This is a genomic window from Enterobacter genomosp. O (assembly GCF_001022965.1).
GTDB classification, from domain to species: domain Bacteria; phylum Pseudomonadota; class Gammaproteobacteria; order Enterobacterales; family Enterobacteriaceae; genus Enterobacter; species Enterobacter cloacae_L.
The window spans coordinates 504,880-523,230 of record NZ_LECZ01000025.1 but is presented as its reverse complement, the minus strand read 5'-3'; the positions used below and the strand labels follow the sequence as shown (position 1 = coordinate 523,230).

15 protein-coding genes and 1 pseudogene are annotated in these 18,351 nt (G+C 48.5%); 11 read left to right on the top strand and 5 right to left on the bottom strand.

Features of this window, described 5'->3' with window-relative positions; all coding sequences use genetic code 11:
* Positions 1-49: 49 nt before the first annotated feature.
* From ABR39_RS12395 to ABR39_RS12365, 7 genes are all read left to right on the top strand, one after another.
* Entirely contained in the window at positions 50-487 is a 438-nt protein-coding gene (locus tag ABR39_RS12395) for a DcrB-related protein (protein ID WP_047347183.1), read from the top strand.
* A gap of 17 nt (positions 488-504) precedes the next feature.
* Entirely contained in the window at positions 505-4,698 is a 4,194-nt protein-coding gene (locus ABR39_RS12390; RefSeq protein ID WP_047347182.1) for an HNH/endonuclease VII fold putative polymorphic toxin, read from the top strand.
* 10 nt (positions 4,699-4,708) lie between these two features.
* A complete protein-coding gene (locus tag ABR39_RS12385; protein WP_047347181.1) occupies positions 4,709-5,092 on the top strand; it encodes an Imm50 family immunity protein in 384 nt (127 codons plus the stop codon).
* A gap of 208 nt (positions 5,093-5,300) precedes the next feature.
* Positions 5,301-5,714, top strand: a complete 414-nt coding sequence (locus ABR39_RS12380) for a hypothetical protein (protein WP_240477064.1) — start codon at positions 5,301-5,303, stop codon at positions 5,712-5,714.
* Positions 5,715-5,824: 110 nt separating this feature from the next.
* Positions 5,825-6,346 (top strand): SMI1/KNR4 family protein, encoded by a 522-nt coding sequence (locus tag ABR39_RS12375; protein WP_047347179.1) that lies wholly within the window; start codon positions 5,825-5,827, stop codon positions 6,344-6,346.
* A 297-nt stretch (positions 6,347-6,643) separates the two neighbouring features.
* Positions 6,644-7,189: an SMI1/KNR4 family protein gene (locus ABR39_RS24400; RefSeq protein ID WP_047347178.1), complete on the top strand. Its 546-nt coding sequence runs from the start codon at positions 6,644-6,646 to the stop codon at positions 7,187-7,189.
* A 258-nt stretch (positions 7,190-7,447) separates the two neighbouring features.
* Positions 7,448-7,825 (top strand): hypothetical protein, encoded by a 378-nt coding sequence (locus ABR39_RS12365; protein WP_047347177.1) that lies wholly within the window; start codon positions 7,448-7,450, stop codon positions 7,823-7,825.
* Positions 7,826-7,978: 153 nt separating this feature from the next.
* Here ABR39_RS12365 and ABR39_RS26380 read toward each other — a convergent pair.
* The 5 genes and pseudogenes from ABR39_RS26380 to ABR39_RS12345 all read right to left on the bottom strand — a co-directional run.
* Positions 7,979-8,150, bottom strand: a pseudogene (locus ABR39_RS26380) (helix-turn-helix domain-containing protein); the annotation flags it as partial.
* A gap of 63 nt (positions 8,151-8,213) precedes the next feature.
* The gene (locus ABR39_RS12360) at positions 8,214-10,262 is read right to left on the bottom strand and encodes a UvrD-helicase domain-containing protein (RefSeq protein ID WP_047347176.1); all 2,049 of its coding nucleotides are present in this window, start codon (positions 10,260-10,262) and stop codon (positions 8,214-8,216) included.
* On the bottom strand, positions 10,252-12,459 hold the full coding sequence (locus ABR39_RS12355) for an ATP-dependent nuclease (RefSeq protein ID WP_047347175.1): 2,208 nt from the start codon (positions 12,457-12,459) through the stop codon (positions 10,252-10,254). Before ABR39_RS12355 ends, ABR39_RS12360 begins: the two co-directional genes overlap by 11 nt.
* 339 nt (positions 12,460-12,798) lie before the next feature.
* Complete coding sequence (locus ABR39_RS12350; protein ID WP_047347174.1) at positions 12,799-13,254, bottom strand: hypothetical protein; 456 nt, start codon at positions 13,252-13,254, stop codon at positions 12,799-12,801.
* A 230-nt stretch (positions 13,255-13,484) separates the two neighbouring features.
* A complete protein-coding gene (locus ABR39_RS12345; protein WP_047347173.1) occupies positions 13,485-14,366 on the bottom strand; it encodes a LysR family transcriptional regulator in 882 nt (293 codons plus the stop codon).
* A 105-nt stretch (positions 14,367-14,471) separates the two neighbouring features.
* Between ABR39_RS12345 and budA the strand changes: the two genes are divergently transcribed.
* The 4 genes from budA (at position 14,472) to ABR39_RS12325 (ending at position 18,340) form a co-directional block, all read left to right on the top strand.
* Positions 14,472-15,251 (top strand): acetolactate decarboxylase, encoded by a 780-nt coding sequence (budA, locus tag ABR39_RS12340; RefSeq protein ID WP_047347172.1) that lies wholly within the window; start codon positions 14,472-14,474, stop codon positions 15,249-15,251.
* A gap of 13 nt (positions 15,252-15,264) precedes the next feature.
* On the top strand, positions 15,265-16,944 hold the full coding sequence (alsS, locus tag ABR39_RS12335; protein ID WP_047347171.1) for an acetolactate synthase AlsS: 1,680 nt from the start codon (positions 15,265-15,267) through the stop codon (positions 16,942-16,944).
* 20 nt (positions 16,945-16,964) lie between these two features.
* The gene (locus tag ABR39_RS12330; RefSeq protein WP_047347170.1) at positions 16,965-17,735 is read left to right on the top strand and encodes a (S)-acetoin forming diacetyl reductase; all 771 of its coding nucleotides are present in this window, start codon (positions 16,965-16,967) and stop codon (positions 17,733-17,735) included.
* A gap of 131 nt (positions 17,736-17,866) precedes the next feature.
* On the top strand, positions 17,867-18,340 hold the full coding sequence (locus ABR39_RS12325; RefSeq protein WP_047347169.1) for a cold-shock protein: 474 nt from the start codon (positions 17,867-17,869) through the stop codon (positions 18,338-18,340).
* Positions 18,341-18,351: the final 11 nt, after the last annotated feature.

Below are 18,351 nucleotides of genomic sequence, written 5' to 3'. Positions count from 1 at the left end.
ACATATGCGAAACTTACCGCTTCTGAAAATATGTGGTGGGACCCGCTCAATGTCAGAACAACATTCGCAGTGCCTTTTCAGTGAAGGACTGATCAACGTTCCTGAGGGTTATCAGGATCGTACCGTCAACGTATTCGCGCCGCCCGCGGCGGATGCGCCGGCGTTCAACATCTCCCGCGATGCCCTCAACCCCGGCGAAGCGCTTGCCGCGTATATCGACCGCCAGCTCGCTCTGATGGCAAAGCACATCAAGGGCTGGAAGCAGGGTGAGCGCAGCGCCGCGACGCTGGGCGACGGCCTGTCACAGGGTGAAACCGTCCATGCCAGCTACCTGCGCGACGGGAAACGCATCTGGCAGCAGCAGGCCGTGTTTAACGTCGACGGCGATAACATTCTGGTGTTCACCATGACCTGCACCCGCGCGCTGGGCGATGCCGACGGCGCGCTGTTTGGCGATCTTCTCAGGAGCTTCCGCTTCCACCATTAACTTCAGGGACCGTTGTTATGTTTGAAGCAGCACGCGTTGGTGATGATATCGGCCACTCCGGTGCGCTGGCCGGTATGATTGCCGGAACGATTGTCGGTGGCCTGATTGCCGCCGCCGGGGGCATTCTGGCGGGGGCCATGTTTATTGCCGGTCTCGGCGCATCCTGCCTTGGCGTGGGCGTCCTGCTCGTCGGCGCCAGCCTGGCCGTGGGGTATTACACCGGGGAGCTGGCAACCGCCGCCCGGGACAGCATCGCGGACGCCGGGGCATCCAGCATGACGAAGAAAGGCGTCATCACCTCCGGCTCGCCCAACGTGTTTATCAACGGTAAACCCGCCGCGCTTGCCACCGATAGCACCGTCGACTGTTCTGACGACGGTTCGCAGCAGATGGCCGAAGGCTCTAAGCGCGTCTCCATTAACAGCCAGCCTGCCTCCCGCATCGGGGATCGCACCACCTGCGACGCGAAGGTGATGACCGGTTCGGACAACGTCATTATCGGCGGCGACCCGCAGCAAACCCTGCCCATTCAGTCTGAAGTGCCCGAGTGGCTCTACAAAGTCTCCGATCTAACCCTGCTGTTCGCCGGCCTGCTCGGCGGGTGGGGCGGTGCCGCTGGCAAAGTTGGGGCGCTCTCTAAGCTGCTGGGCAAAATCCCCGGCATCAACAAGCTGGCCCGTATCGCCTGTCGCGCCGGCACGCTGATGACCGGCGTGGCGGCCGCGGGGATCATCGCCCGCCCGGTGGATATCGTCAGCGGACAGAAGTTTCTCAGCGGGGATGATGAGCTGGACTTCGTCCTGCCTTCCCGTCTTCCGGTGCGCTGGCAGCGCTACTGGCGCAGCGGCAACCCCGGCGACAGCGTGCTGGGCCGCGGCTGGAGCCTGTTCTGGGAAAGCCGCCTGGAGACGTATCAGGGCGGCCTGGTGTGGCGCGCGCCGTCCGGCGATTACGTTGCCTTCCCGAAGGTCCCGAAAGGGCTGCGCACCTACTGCGAAAGCGAAAAAAACTGGCTTGAACATCACCAGGACGACAGCTGGTCGGTGTATGACGTCAGCGGCGAGCGCTGGCACTATGCACCGCTGCGGGAGGATGCCCCGTCGCTGCTCCAGCGCATCTCTGAACCGTGCAGCAACGATATCCTCTTCGAGTGGAATGCGGATAATACCCTGCATGCCCTGACCGACAGCGCGGGCCAGCGGGTAGTCTGCCGCTACGACCGTGACAGGCTCGTCGGCGCCTGGCTGGATGACGAGATCTGTCTGGTCAGTTACGCTTATGATGAACAGCGCCAGCTGGTCTCCGTGACCGGCCGGGGCGGTAGCGTGCGCCGACGCTTCAGCTGGCAGGACGGGCTGATGAGCACCCACGAGGACGCCAACGGCCTGCTGAGCGAATACCGCTGGCGGGAGATTGACGGCCTGCCGCGGGTGGTCGGCTTCCGCCACAGCGGCGGCGAACAGCTGACGTTCGAATACGATTTTGATAACGGCACCCGCCGCGCGACCCGTGAAGACGGCGCGCAGGCGCACTGGCTGGTGGACGACGACGACAACGTCGCGCGCTTCACGGATTACGACGGTCGCCAGACGACGTTTGTTTACCGCGACGGCGAGCTCTGCGACGTTATTCTGCCCGGCGGGGCAATGCGCCGCAGCACGTGGGACAAATACGGCCGCATGACCAGCGAGACGGACCCGGCTGGCCGCCGCACGGAGTATCACTGGCATCGCCTGACCGACCGCATCACCCGCACGGTTTACCCGGACGGTACCTCATCGCAGGCCATGTACGACCTTCGCGGTCGCCTGCTGTCGGAAACGGATCCGGCCGGTAGCACCACCGCGTATGACTATCCCGATGAAGAAGAAAACTTGCCGGAGAGCATCACCGACGCCATCGGCGGCGTGGTGCGTCTGGTCTGGAATCACCAGGGGCTGCTGACGCAGCGCACCGACTGCTCCGGCAGCGTCACCCGCTTCACCTACGACCGCTTCGGGCAACTGATTGCCAGCGAGGATGCGGAAGGGAATATCACGCGGCGGGAGTGGAGCCGTGCCGGGCTGCTGAGCGCCGTGATCCATCCGGACGGCAGCCGCGAGTCGCTGGTGTGGAACGAACGCGGCCAGCTCACGGGCTGGCGCGACCCGCTGGAAAGCGAGGTGAGCTGGGCCTACAACGCGCTCGGCCTCCCGGTCAGCCTTACCGACCGTATTGGCCGCGTGCGGCAGTGGCGTTACGACCCGCGCGGTAACCTGCTGCGACTCGATAACGGCAACGGGGCGGAATACCGCTTCACCTACGACGCCGTGGGTCGCCCGCTCAGCGAAATGCGGCCGGACGAGACCGTGCGCCATATGGAATGGGACGCGCGAGGGTTCCTCTGCGCGCTCGAAGAAAACGGCCGGCCTGCCGCCGACGGCGGCATCGCCCGTCGCGTCCAGCAGTTCAGCTATGACGACAGCGGGCTGCTGATCGGGCGCACTCAGCGCCACGCGGAGTACCGCTACTTCCGCGACCTGAGCGGCCAGATTACCCGCATTCGCCGCACGCCAACCGCCGAAGGCGTTGCCCTGGGTATCGAAAGCGATGAGATCGCTTACCGCCACGACGCCGCCGGGCGCGTGCTGAGCGAGACCGGCATTAACGGTGCGGTGGGCTACGAGTGGGATGCCCTGAGTAACCTGACCGGCCTGACGCTGCCCGGCGAGCAAAAGCTGGCCTGGCTGCACTACGGCTCCGGCCACGTCAGCGCCATCCGCTTCGGGCAGCAGCTGGTGACCGAGTTCACCCGCGACCGCCTGCACCGCGAGGTGCGCCGCACCCAGGGCGCGCGCGATCAGCTCCGTCAGTATGACAGTCTCGGCAGACGCACTCTGCAGCGCAGCGAATTAAGCACGGACGTGACCCTGCCGGAGCAGGCGCTACTGGAACGCCTGTATCGCTACACCGCGCGCGGCGAGCTTTCCGGCGTCAGCGACAGCCTGCGCGGAGAGGTGGACTACGGCTACGACGCCGAAGGGCGTCTGCTGAAGCACTACGAGGCCCGACAGGGGCACAGCCGCGCGCAGTTCAGCTATGACGCCGCGGATAACCTCGCCGGCAATGACGATGCGGTACCGGTCACGGATAACCGCCTGCAGCACTGGCAGGCGCTGTTCATGAAATACGACCACTGGGGCAACCTGGTCAGCCGCCGGAACGGGCTGTATGAGCAGCATTATGCCTATGACGCCGAGAACCGTCTGGTGTCCGCCCGGGGAACCGGGCGGGAAGGACGGTTTGAGGCACGCTATCACTACGACGCGCTGGGCCGCCGCACGCGCAAAATCGTCACCACGACGCACGGCACCACCGACACCCGCTTCCTGTGGCAGGGCTACCGCCTGCTGCAGGAGCAGCAGGAGAGCGGGCTGTGCAGCACGTATATTTACGACCCGAATGAAGCCTGGAGCCCGCTGGCGCGGGTGGATCACCTTCGTGACCAGAGCAGCGGTGAGATTTACTGGTTCAATACCGACCTGAACGGCGCGCCGCTGGAAGTGACCGACGAGCGCGGCGCGGTGCGCTGGAGCGGCCAGTACGGCAGCTTTGGCGAGGTACGCCACCAGAGCGAAGGGTTCTCACGGGTTGTGAATCGCTCGGCGATGGCACACCAGCCGCTTCGCTATGCCGGGCAGTACGCTGACGGTGAAACGGGGCTGCACTATAACCTGTTCCGCTACTACGACCCGCAGGTCGGGCGGTTTATTGTGCAGGATCCGATTGGGCTGAATGGTGGGTGGAACCTTTATCAGTATGCTCCGAACCCGTTGGGGTGGATTGATCCGTTGGGTCTTGCTAGCTGTACTACTAAATTTAAATCGAGAAATGCAGCCTTTAGGGCAGCGAAAAGAGATGCCGGTATTCCTATGAATCAACAACCAGATAGGATATTCAATCCTAAAACTGGATTCAATGGTTCCCACAGAAATGTCCCAATGACGGATTCCAGTAAAAATCCTATTTTTGATAGCGCCGGTAAACAAATCTGGACAAGAGAGTATCAATTTACTAAAGCAGATGGTAATAAAATTATTATTCAAGACCATTCTGCTGGGCATGTTTATCCTGGAGGAATTGGAAATCAAGGTCCTCATTTAAATGTAAGACCGTTCGAAAATACTCGAACAGGTTCAGTTCCTGGCACATTGGATCATTATGAATTTTGAGGAGAGTCATATGTATTGGAATGAAATCGAAGGTAGTATTTTGTTTAACAAGGTTTTCAGTAGAGATGTTGAAGTGAATGAAATCGACATCTTTGATATTAAAATAGACCGCGAAGCTGCTACGGTAATAATATGTTTTGACCTTGTTAATGAATTGCCTGACAATCCTCCCCCAAAATGGGTTAAAGGTTATAATAGATGTAGATGTGGTATAAATTGCAGTGGAGTAAAATTCTTAAAAATAGAAGGTATGTCTACGGATATGCCAGCAAAAATAGAAATACAAAAAAACACTCCCCATAGTGAAGTTATAATAAAGGGGGCAGATATTTTTTTAAATTTGAAGTGTTCGCATATACAATTAATGGGACCTTCCGTATATATTAGTCAGTAAGCTAAAGGCCGGGATGGATTTTTAAATTTTCCTGGCTTTAATAATTTAAGGTTGGTTCAGTTTACTGAATAAGTACATCCTATTCCTTTAATATGAGATTGGTTTAATCTGTGCCGTGAAGCATATTGAAGGGGGAGAGCTACGAAAATTAAATAGCCGAAAAACAAAATGTGGTTGAGAGATTATGTTATCTAAGAAAATAACGCTAATGAGTCAATCTCGAGGTTGGTGGTATGATGATATCACTCAAGAGTATAGTGATGCTTTGCTTTCTTTAGGTATTGACCTTTCTTCTGATTTTGCTCAATTTTATTTGCACGTTGAGGATGGGGCTACTTTTCATAGCAGGAATCATGAAATTTATCAGATCTGCTGGTTTGTCATAAATTCCTCGTACCAACTTGAACTTAAGAGAACACATGAAATATTAAAAATACCAAACGAGTATATTCCCTTGGATGGTTTTCAAAGCGAGGGTGGGTATTTTTATAACAAAAAAAATGGAGAGGTTTTATTTATCAATGTAGGGGATGCTTTAACTAACTTCCTACAGGGGGAATTAAATCCTCAATGGGTAGACTTTAATTCTTTCATTGAATGGTTTTTTGATTTAAATAAATGAATGAAATATTCCGGAAACCATTAAGTTCCGGCTTTTATTTCTACAATCAATTTTTCCATAGAGGTGGAGCATCTAAGATCAAGAAGTCATGACCTTAGTAAGGAGAGCCTATGCCTATTTCATGCGGTAAGCCTGCAAATAAAAAAGAAATTAAAATTTTGGAGGAAAAATTCAAAGTCAGTTTGCCAGAAGATTATAAAGAATTTCTCAGGATGAAAAATGGTTTTGTTGTAAAATCTCCGGATTTTTGTGAGTTGGAGTACGAAGGTGTCAATGAAGGGATTATCGCTTTCTATGCTCTTTTTGGAATGAATATGAAAAATCCTAATCACGATATTTTTCGTCAAAATGAGAATTTTTTAAATGAACTTGATTTTATCGATGATAAGTTAATTATTGGTGATGATTCTGGAGGTAACTTTTACCTTATATTAAATGGTAGTGAAAGCCAAGGTGTGTATTATTGGGACAGAACACATCTACATGCTGAGGATGATATCCAAGAGTTTGAGATCGCTGAGAAAAATGAGTGCGGCAATATCTATAAAATTACTAATAGCTTTATGGAATTTTACAAGAAAATTTGTGAGACATCTCTTGATGCAGGAAAGAATGTAACTGTTGATTTATGATATTTTAAAATAAAGCCATAATCAGAATATGATCATGGCTTATTTTTTTACATTTAGATGTTAGTAAATAGATAAACAGTAATAAAAAGAATGTCAGATATGCTTGTGTTTTATCATTGGTAATAATGCCATTGCATAGAAAAAAGGCATTACACAGAAAGCGGCTCAAAATTTGTTAAGGGAAAAAATGCTTACTCCACATCATCTGAGTGCGAATACCATAATTCTTCTGCCGAGAGAGCTTCATGCCAATGTGCCACATATTGGCTACGAATCAGATATATGTAGGAAAGAACATTGTTGAAAAAATTAAAGCGCTTTGGAGCGAAATCGACATTATTACCATTAGATGAACTGAAAAAGAGTTTAAATACATTAGAAACATCAATAGGGCCAATTCCTGAAAGTTATCGTGCCTATTTACTTCATTTTGGCGTTTCTGTTCTTTTTGATGTAAATATTTTTTTCAAGGCGTTACAACCATCTCCGTGGTCTGATGAGCAAGGAAACGATACGCTTGAGTCTTTGTACGGCCTTGCAGAATCGGGTAAAGAATATACTGTCTTTGAAATGGCTGATACATACCGGAATGATTTTCGCGATCAATGGTTACCGATAGGAGCCTCGTCTGGTGATAATCAAATCTGTCTTTGCCTCAAGGGAGGTATGTCGGGAGAGATCTGGTTTTGGGATCACGAGTCTGATCCAATATTCAATGATTCGGTAGTGACCTCCGGGTTGACGAAAATAGCAAACTCCTTCGATGAGTTTGTTGATATGCTTACTGTTCAGGATGATAAAATAAATGCATCAGGTGTAATTAAAGTCGATCTTGATTTTTAATAAAGGGTACTTGCGGTGACCTTTGCGAAGTCCATCAATTGCTGAAAGGTGGGCGTAACTGATGCAGCAAATATCATAGAAGCAACAGCCGTTTCGCTATGCTGGGAATATATATTTTGCTCTTTTAAAAAGAGCAATATTAAAAACATTTGTGCGGATGTCATTTTCGACTGCCTTAAGCTACTAATCATATTAATGAATATCAGGTTTTCGGTAAAAATCTATCAGGAGCAAAATGGTTCAAGATAAGGAGAACTGATGAGTAATGTTAAAAATCTTATTGCAGCGTGTATTAACTGCTATGAAGAAAATGATGTATTCACCATCGGAATAGGGGATGACAGTCATGATCCAAAAAATTTCATCATTATCGGACGATTCGACGAAGATGAATTACCCGTTAATGAATGCATTGGATTTCAGAGTGAGTCAACGGAATATGAGTTAACAGACTCTATTCGTTCTGTTCAGCTCACTGAAGACAAACTTGTGATCGTGCTTAATGAAAATGCTGTAAAAATGATTGGTATCAGGGAATATCATGTGGTCATTCCTGCAGCAAAAGACTCTAAATCGCTTGGAAAGTGTTTGAGGGAAGTGTTTGAAGGCAGTGATGTACTTCTACAATTACCGTAAGGTTTTAGCCACGACATGGCTAGCATGTTTGCCTTTCTTTATGGTGATGCTGAGCCATTTCTAGCAGATGGCACAATTGTTGAGTCAACGTTCAATGGCGAACAGAATAGCTGCGTCACTTTTTTCTGAACACCTAGTAGAATTCCATCCTAATCAATTCCCTACATATGCATTCACCTGTACGCCAAAACGCTTCGCCAGCGCGCGCATATGACCCAGCGTTAACGTGCGCTGTCCGTTTAGAATTCGACTCACCACAGACTTCTTGCCTTTCTTACTCGAAATCGCTCTGAGTGGGTTGGTACTGGTCCATTAGCGTTTGCAATTACACAACGCCTGATGGGATTAGCCATCCTTGGCAATATTTACACCATGCTAAGTAAAGACCTCATTTAGGGGGGTGAGTAAATAAATTTGTTATTTTGTTTTCATCGATTTCTTTGTTTGTAAAAAGAAAAATCTTTAAATTGTTTATAGCTCTTGAGCTTGAAACATACAATAATCTTCTTGCTGATTCCAATTGAGAATTTAGGTTGTTGTTCATGTCGGAATTTAAAAGAGTAGAAAAATATCCTTCTTTTCTATTGAATGAATCGGAGAGAAAAACTAATACATTATCAAACTCCAGACCTTTAGATGCATGGCAAGTTAAATATGAAACTAAACTTTCTGAGTATTTTTGATAAATAAAGTCTAGCCATAAGAAAAATTGTTCCATATCAAGTTGGAATAATCTGTCTAATAGTTGAGGAAGCTTGATTGTATCTTTAAATCTGCATTCCTCGATGATTTTATTTTTTGATATCTCTAAACCTTCAATGACAAGATTGAAGTTATAGTTAATGATCTTCTGAATTTCATTATCTTGACTTGGATAATACTTAGATATTTCGTTAACAAAATCACTTAACGTGTTAAAATTTAATGAGTCAATGAATCTTATAGAGTTTAAAACATCTGATAGATTATGGTTTTGGATGGGGGATTTATTGAAAAAGTCTGAAATTGAAAAGTTCGCTTTTCTTTTTAACATATAAAGAGGCATCAATAAGTCGTGCAAAATAGATGGTAGAAGGCCTGCATATCGCATTTCTCTGAATAAAAACTCCGAGCCAATTATCTCAAATCCTTTTGTATTTTCCGCTTGGTAAATATCTAGCATAGTATTATAAAGTGTCTCAAAACCAAGGAGTTGTGACAGCATTTCATTTTTTAGAACAAGACATGCAAGCTTGGATTTTTCATTTATACTCCATTCGCTTTTATGTTTTTGAATTACAGAAGTTAAATAGTTATAATTATAATTGCTTTCTTGTTCAATAATCAAAGCCGGACAACATTGATCTATGTGGATTTTCATCGGGCTCTGTTTTACATCTTGATGTCCCCCTCTAATATTGTTGATACATGCCACGATATTTTGATGCGATCTTCTGTTGATGTTTTTGACCAATTTTTTGAGACTATTCGATTCACTATGCGTGCTATCTTTATAAATTGTTTGCATAGGGTCGCCAAAAAAACCTATGCATAATTTTTTGTTTTCTTCTCTTGCAATCTTATCGATATCTAAAAATAAATTAATTATGTTTTCATCCGTATCTTGATATTCGTCAATAAAAATAAGTGGATGAGAATCGATGATGCATTTTAATAACAACTTATATTTACGAAGTAATCGGGACGCATACAATAATAAAGTGTTATGTCCAATGATGTTTCTATACAGTACCTCAATATTTTTTGTGTTAAAATATTTTATTATATCGAAACGGTCTTCTTTAGCTTCAATCTTGAGTATGCACTCTTTGTACTCTTGATGCTTAACTAGTTTTTTTAGGATGCTTGATAATTTTTGATAATTCCCTCTAAGTTGGTTAAATACAACTTCATCAGTAATGGATTTTAAGTACTCCCAAAAATCAGAGGCTGATTTAATAGAACCATAAAAGTTATTTTTATCTTTTAATATGTGACTTATTATTGTGTTAATGTGATGTTCTTCCAGGCTTCTTACTTTTAATAAAGTGATATCGTTCGTTTCTAATTCATAGATTTCACTTTGAATTTTTGTGATTTGCTCACTTAAGAAAATAACATGCTCATCAAGTAGTAAATCCATATGGAACTTAACAACATCCCAAATGTAAGAATGGATTGTAGAAGTTATTACTAAATCATTATCGCCTAATCTTTGTTTTATTTCATCAGCTGCATTGTTTGTATATGTAATGCATAGTATTTTTTGACTATGAGCGACCAATTCAGCATGGTTTTCGGTTATGAATTTATTAACACCTGTAATGAGAGCATGAGTTTTACCAGCTCCGGCTCCAGATATAAAATAAAAAGAGTTGAAATTTTTTATCAAGTTTAAAAGTTCGGCTTCAACACTTTTCTCGATTTCAATTTGCTGCTGGTCAAGTTTAAATTTCATAGTTTACGCCATCTCTTTTTAATTTTAATGTAAGCCATTCAAATCCTTTTAAAATGTAATCAGGAAGTTCTGGCTTGGGCTGGTCTGCTGTAACTAAAGAGAAAATGAGGTTGTTAGAAAATTCGCTTTTTTTATTGGTCAATAGTTTCTGTAATTTTCTGGAGTTATGAGCTATATTGTTAGTATTCCTTGTGCTTCCAAGAGTACTCAATGTTTCTTTTTTTATAACCTTAAGAAGTACATTTAATAGTAAATTATTATCATAATTCTTTAAGATAAATGCCTCTTCAAAACTAGTGGCATAATAAGTGATTTCTGGAGAAACTCTCGGTATATCAATACCATCTTTCTGAAACACAACCATCAAATTATCTTTTACATAATAATTACTTAATGCTGAAATTTTGTTGTTTTTAAAAAAGTGACATAATGTTGCGTTTGTAGTTATTAATTCATCAGAGAGAGTTGATATTTGGCCAACGATCTGAACCTTGGAATCAGATTCATCAGATTCATCAGATTCATCAGATTCATCAGATTCATCAGATTCATCAGATTCAACAGCTTCAACAGCTTCAACAGCTTCAACAATAATTTTATTATCTTCAATTATATTTGTATTGTTTTTCTTTATTTGTTTTTTAAAATCAATATCAGTAATGATCAAAGATGGAATTTGAATCTTATTTATTAACTTTTCGTAAACTTTTGCATGTGCACCATCTATTCTGAATACAGAAATATGCATTCGGTTGAGTATTGGATCTTTTTCAATATAAGAATTCAATACGCGCTCTTCAGTAATACCTTCTACAAAAATTATAGCATCAGAGAAAAATAAATCTGGAGTTTGATGTTTTATGTGTTTTTTAATAAACTCAAATTGCAATATTTTAGTTTTTGAATCTGCTATGTCTTTATCCTTTAGTAAGACATTAGCAGCATTCCCGTGCTTGAGGTAAATATAATTAATGTCATCAAAAGTATTACTGCTATGAATAACGCTGTTTAGAATATGAGATGAATGAGTGGTTATAAGTATCTGACTTTTGAGCGAATTTAGGTTTTCTACTTGATGGGATAAAATCTCATTTAATGCCTCTTGGATATGTCTGATGAAATTAATTTGCATTTGTGGGTGCATGAATACTTCTGGTTCTTCAATGCATAAAAGTCTAATTTTACTTTGGTTCGTTTCTTTTAGACTTTGATTTGTGTAATCTATTATTTCACCAATAATACTGACTAAGCTTGCATAGCCTAGACCAAACTGACTCTCTGGAACAAGAAAATCTCCATCTCTATGTTCATAAGTAATTAAGTCCGACATTAGTTTGTCGAATGTCAATTCAGATCTTAGCTCTATTCCAATTTCTTTATCAGAAATTATCTTGGCTAAAATTCTCTCAACACCTGATTGGTGTTTAATTTTAATATTCTGAGTGAGATTTTCATTGTTACCATCGACTAAATTTAGAATCCCTTCATATTCATCTGCATCAGATTCATACATATATTTAATGATTTTATTAAAAGACTTTGTGAGTAACCTTTTGTCGTGAATGTTTTTGGCTGCTGAGATAACTCTCAAATCGAAGATGTTTTTCGGTGTAAGGGTATCTAAATATACGCCTTGGTAGTTTTTAATTTTTCTTTTAAATTGAGTTTTAGATAATATATCAAGGTATTTTCTGAAGATTTTCTCTTGGTTATCGTTCTCGCTGGGGAGGTTTTTTTTGAGTTCTTCTATTTTTGATATATAATCTGCTTTTATTTTAACTTCATACTCAATAAAGATATTTGCTTTTCGCACTCCATCAATTAAGGATCGTTTCGCATCGATAAAAGATTTGAAATCGCCAGTGAGGTCATGCATGCTATCATCTAAAATAATCTCTATTTCAAAAGATAATTTTGGCGTTATGTCTTGTCTGCCATCTAGATTTTGCTTAAGTATGGCTTTGGAGTAATTATAATTAAAATCATGGCCTGTGATTTTTTCTGAGTCAGAATATAAAAGCTCTAGTGCTTTTGTTACAGTTGTTTTACCTGAATTATTTTTTCCTATGACGAGCGTTGTTGACGAAGCGACTAAATCTTTTTGTGGCGATTCACTGTGTGATTTGACGAATCCGATAATATTATCATTATCTCCAAATTTCCTGAAGTTATTTATTTTTAGAAAAGATATATACACAAAACCTCCTGTTGAAATGTATTATTCATTTTTAATGATAAAAGCATAACGAATTTAACGAAAGGTCTTGTGAAAATCAATAAATAAAAATACATAAGCGGTATTTTGTTATGAGGGATAAATTCTTCTTTTTCTTACGTTTATAAGTAATTGTTATAACACATTGACTTTTATAATGAAGATGGTCTATTTACTGTTTTCTAGAAAACTAGAATTAGTGATGTATTTACTCTTTTACTATCGTTACCGCTCCTATTGTACTTTCGACATTGAATTTGTTTGCAACAGGCCGAAATCCTGCTTTTTACTCAGCAGAACCCCGGCCCCCCATCACACGCCTCAATGCTCCGGAATATACGGCTCCTTCACAAACTCAGCCAGCAGCCAGACCATATCATGCAGCAGCCCGGTGAGTTCTTTCGCCACGCTCGCAGGCAGTGTCCCGCCCATCACCGCCAGCGTTAGCGCCACAGCATAATCCACCTGCAACGCCGTCTCCTGCCAGCAGTCCGGCATGCAGGAAACGATCTTCTCCCCCGCGATGAGCCGTTCAACCAGATGCGGGGGAAGTTCCGTATCGCAACGTTCACGGAGGCGTTTAAGCAGTTCCAGCAAGCGCTCGCAAAGTATAGAAAACGTCACGGGATCGTCAGTTTCAACCAGCACGCTCACACAGGCGGCGCAGGTGTCAGCCAGTTCGAAGAGATCTGCGGAATCACAAAGCTGAAGATTGATGAGGTGATGAACAGCGCTTTCTTCAGAGAGCGCATAAGAAAAGTTAGGTGTAGTAGCCATTTAGCATCCTCGTTGTGCAAAAAAGTGTCATGTTATGCTAACGGGTTCCTACGCCCGGTTACGGATGTGCCGCAACGCAGGCACTTTACGACCGTGAAGAAAGGATGAAAAGGGATGCCCCTGAATTACATAAGGTTGCTTGCAGGTTTGCGAGGCGGCTTCCAGAAGGGCATTGCCGGGTGGCGGCTGCGCCTTACCCGGCCTACAAAAAACACCAACCAAACCGGCCGCTACCCCTCGCTCATCATCGCCAGAAACCGCTTCACCGTCCGCGAGCGTTCAAAGCGCCGCCAGCAGAGCGCGATATCGGTATAAAGCTCCGGCGAGCTCAGCGCGTGGTAGGTAACATTCGGTGGAGAAATGGCCGCCATTGATTTCGGCACTAGGGCGAAGCCGCCGCCCGCGGAAACCATGCTCAGGGAGGAGGAAAGCTGTGACGACTGCAGCGCGTGCTGCACGTCAATCCCGGCCCGTTCGCAGCAGCCGTAAACCCTGTCGTACAGGCCGGGCGCGACCTCCTGCGGGAACAGCACCACCGGCGTATCACACAGCTGGTCCAGCACCAGATCGCCGCTTGCTGCCAGCGGATGGTCGCGATGTAGCGCCACCACCATCGGCTCCCGGTCGAGGATTGTTAACTCGAACGCCTTGCTGCTTTCGCACGGCAGGCGCACGAAGGCGATATCCAGCTCACCCTCCGCCAGCATCGTCGTCAGCGAAGACATATTGGCTTCCACCTGGTGAACCTGCACCGCCATGTTCTGCACCTGATACTGACGGATCAGCGCGAAAATTTTGGGATGAAAAGCGTCGGAGCTGGTGATGCCAATCGACAGGCTGCCGTTCAGCCCGCGCGCGATGCCGCGGGCTTTCTCCAGCGCGGCGTCGCTCAGCGCCAGGATCTTGCAGGCGTCCTCGTAGAAGGCTTCTCCCGCTTCGGTCAGCTCCACGCCCCGCGTCAGGCGTCTGAACAGCGGCGTGCCCACTTCCTCTTCGAGCCGTTTGATCTGCTGACTCAGAGGAGGCTGTGAAATACCCAGCGCTTCGGCCGCCCTGGTGAAGTGTCGCTCGCGTGCAACCGCGACAAAATACCGCAGATAACGAAGTTCCATATCAAAAACGTCTCAAACCACCATGGATTCTATATTGGAACTCTCTGCTGAATCGGGTCAACATTTATTTAACCTTTCTAAATAAAGTTGAAGAGGACGAGCGTGATGATGCATTCATCTGCCTGCGACTGTGAGGCCAGTTTGTGCGAGACCCTGCGCGGGTTCTCCGCCCAGCATCCTGACAGCGTGATCTATCAGACATCGCTAATGAGCGCCCTGCTAAGCGGCGTGTACGAGGGGGAGACCACCATCGCCGATCTGCTGGCACACGGTGATTTTGGTCTGGGCACCTTCAACGAGCTGGACGGCGAAATGATTGCCTTCAGCAGCAAAGTGTACCAGCTGCGCGCCGACGGCAGCGCCCGGGCCGCGAAGCCAGAGCAGAAAACGCCGTTCGCGGTGATGACCTGGTTCCAGCCGCAGTACAGGATAACCTTCAATGGCCCGGTCAGCCGTCAGCAGATCCACGACGCGATCGACCAGCAGATCCCCTCCGATAACCTGTTCTGCGCGCTGCGCATCGACGGCAATTTCCGCCACGCCCACACCCGCACCGTACCGCGCCAGAAGCCGCCGTACCGCGCGATGACCGACGTGCTGGACGACCAGCCGGTGTTCCGCTTTAACCAGCGCGAAGGGGTGCTGGTCGGGTTCCGTACGCCGCAGCATATGCAGGGCATTAACGTGGCGGGCTATCACGAACACTTTATCACCGACGACCGTCAGGGCGGGGGACATCTGCTCGACTACCAGCTGGAGAGCGGCGTGCTCACCTTCGGTGAAATTCACAAGCTAATGATTGACCTGCCCGCCGACAGCGCGTTTTTACAGGCCAACCTTCACCCCAGCAATCTTGATGCAGCGATCCGTTCCGTCGAAAACTAACAGGAGAACTACCGTGAACAGTGAGAAACAGTCACGTCAGTGGGCGCACGGCGCCGATATGGTTGTCGGCCAGCTGGAAGCGCAGGGCGTGAAGCAGGTGTTCGGGATCCCGGGTGCGAAAATCGACAAGGTCTTTGACTCCCTGCTGGACTCCTCCATCGAGATCATCCCGGTGCGCCACGAGGCGAACGCGGCGTTTATGGCGGCAGCGGTAGGGCGGCTGACCGGCAAGGCCGGGGTCGCGCTGGTCACCTCCGGGCCGGGCTGTTCGAACCTGATCACCGGCATCGCCACCGCCAACAGCGAAGGCGACCCGGTGGTGGCGCTGGGCGGGGCAGTGAAGCGGGCGGATAAAGCCAAGCTGGTGCACCAGAGCATGGACACCGTCGCCATGTTCAGCCCGGTCACCAAATACGCTGTAGAAGTCAGCTCGCCGGACGCGATTGCCGAGGTGGTATCGAACGCGTTTCGCGCCGCCGAGCACGGCAGGCCGGGCGGGGCGTTTGTCAGCCTGCCGCAGGATATTGTCGACCAGCCCGCGACGGGCGCAATTTTACCTGCCAGCGGCCCGGCACTGATGGGCCCGGCGCCGGAATCCGCCATTAACGACGTGGCGAAGCTTATCGAGAACGCCAAAAACCCGGTTATTTTGCTCGGCCTGATGGCCAGCCAGCCGGCCAATAGCGCCGCGCTGCGCAAGCTGCTGGAGAAAAGCCGTATTCCGGTCACCAGCACCTATCAGGCCGCCGGGGCGGTGAACCAGGAGCACTTCACCCGCTTCGCCGGACGCGTCGGCCTCTTTAACAACCAGGCGGGCGACAGGCTGCTCCACCTGGCGGATCTGATTATCTGCATCGGCTACAGCCCGGTGGAGTACGAGCCGTCCATGTGGAACAGCGGCGACGCCACGCTGGTGCACATTGACGTGCTGCCCGCCTATGAAGAACGTAACTACGTGCCGGATCTGGAGCTGGTGGGGGACATCGCCGAAACCCTGAACCTGCTCGCTAACCGCATCGATCGTAAGCTGGAGCTGAGCCAGCGGGCGTCAGAAATACTGGTCGACCGCCAGCATCAGCGCGATCTGCTCGACCGCCGCGGTGCCTCGCTCAACCAGTTTGCCCTGCATCCGCTGCGCATCGTCCGCGCCATGCAGGACATCGTGAATAACGACGTAACGCTCACCGTGGACATGGGCAGCTTCCACATCTGGATCGCCCGCTACCTCTACAGCTTCCGGGCGCGTCAGGTGATGATCTCCAACGGTCAGCAGACCATGGGCGTCGCGCTGCCGTGGGCAATCGGCGCGTGGCTGGTGAATCCGGGGCGCAAGGTGGTGTCGGTTTCCGGCGACGGCGGCTTCCTGCAGTCGAGCATGGAGCTGGAAACCGCGGTGCGCCTCAACGCCAACGTGCTGCACATCATCTGGGTGGATAACGGCTACAACATGGTCGCCATTCAGGAAGAGAAAAAATACCAGCGTCTTTCCGGCGTCGAGTTCGGCCCGGTCGATTTCAAAGCCTATGCCGACGCCTTCGGCGTGAAGGGCTTCGCCGTGGAGAGCGCGGACGCGCTTGAGCCGACGCTGCGCGCGGCAATGGATGTCGACGGCCCCGCGGTGGTAGCCATTCCCGTCAACTACAGCGATAACCCGCTGCTGATGGGCCAACTCCATCTCAGCCAGATTTTGTGAATCAATATAAGGACAGAGAAATGCAAAAAGTTGCTCTCGTAACGGGCTCAGGCCAGGGGATTGGTAAAGCGATTGCGCTGCGCCTGGTGAAAGATGGTTTTGCCGTCGCCATTGCGGATTATAACGACGAGACGGCGAGAGCCGTTGCCGACGAAATCATCCGCAACGGCGGTAACGCCGTCGCCGTGAAGGTGGACGTATCCAACCGCGAGCAGGTGTTTGCGGCGGTCGAGAAGGCCCGCACCGCGCTGGGCGGCTTCGACGTGATCGTTAACAACGCCGGGGTTGCGCCGTCCACGCCCATCGAATCCATCACCCCGGAGATTGTCGACAAGGTCTACAACATCAACGTGAAAGGGGTGATCTGGGGCATTCAGGCCGCGATCGACGCGTTTCGCAAAGAGGGGCACGGCGGCAAGATCATCAACGCCTGCTCCCAGGCGGGCCACACCGGTAACCCGGAGCTGGCCGTCTACAGTTCCAGTAAATTCGCGGTGCGCGGCTTAACCCAGACCGCCGCGCGGGATCTCGCGCCGCTGGGGATCACCGTTAACGCCTACTGCCCGGGCATCGTGAAAACGCCGATGTGGGCGGAGATCGACCGTCAGGTCTCCGAGGCGGCGGGTAAACCGCTCGGCTACGGGACCGAAACCTTTGCCAAACGCATTACGCTTGGCCGCCTGTCCGAACCGGAAGATGTCGCCGCCTGCGTCTCATACCTCGCCGGGCCTGACTCTGACTATATGACCGGCCAGTCGCTGCTCATCGACGGTGGGATGGTGTTCAACTAAATACTAATAAGCTCTGACATGAGTTTTCCCCTGCCTCCGTGCAGGGGCTTTTTTTTGTCTCCTCCGCCATTGTGCATTACACTGCGCGCTGCAAAACTTTAGTCATTACGATCTGACAGGCGGTAACAGCGATGAACGGTACAATCACAACGTGGTTTAAAGATAAAGGCTTTGGATTTATCAAAGATGAAAACGGCGACAACCGCTATTTTCATGTGATTAAGGTCGCGAACCCCGATCTGATTAAAAAAGATGCCGCGGTGACCTTTGAGCCAACCACCAATAACAAAGGCCTCTCCGCCTATGCGGTGAAGGTGATCCCGGAAAGCAAGCACCTCTATATTGCGGGCGAGCGGGTGAAGCTCACTTCGATCAAATCCTTCGTGGTGTTCAGCGAAGAAGAGCCGGTTGATACCAAAATCGACAAAGAGAACGCGGTGCTGTCGGTCGGGCTGCTGATGAACAGCATCAAGCCGAAGTCCGATAAAAAGCCGGGCGAAATGCGTTCGGTGAAGAAGCTGGCGATCACCACCTTCCAGAATACGACGATGATCTTCACCGAAGATGAAATCGACATTGATGCCACGGTGAAGCTGCTGAAGTGATTTTTTGCCGG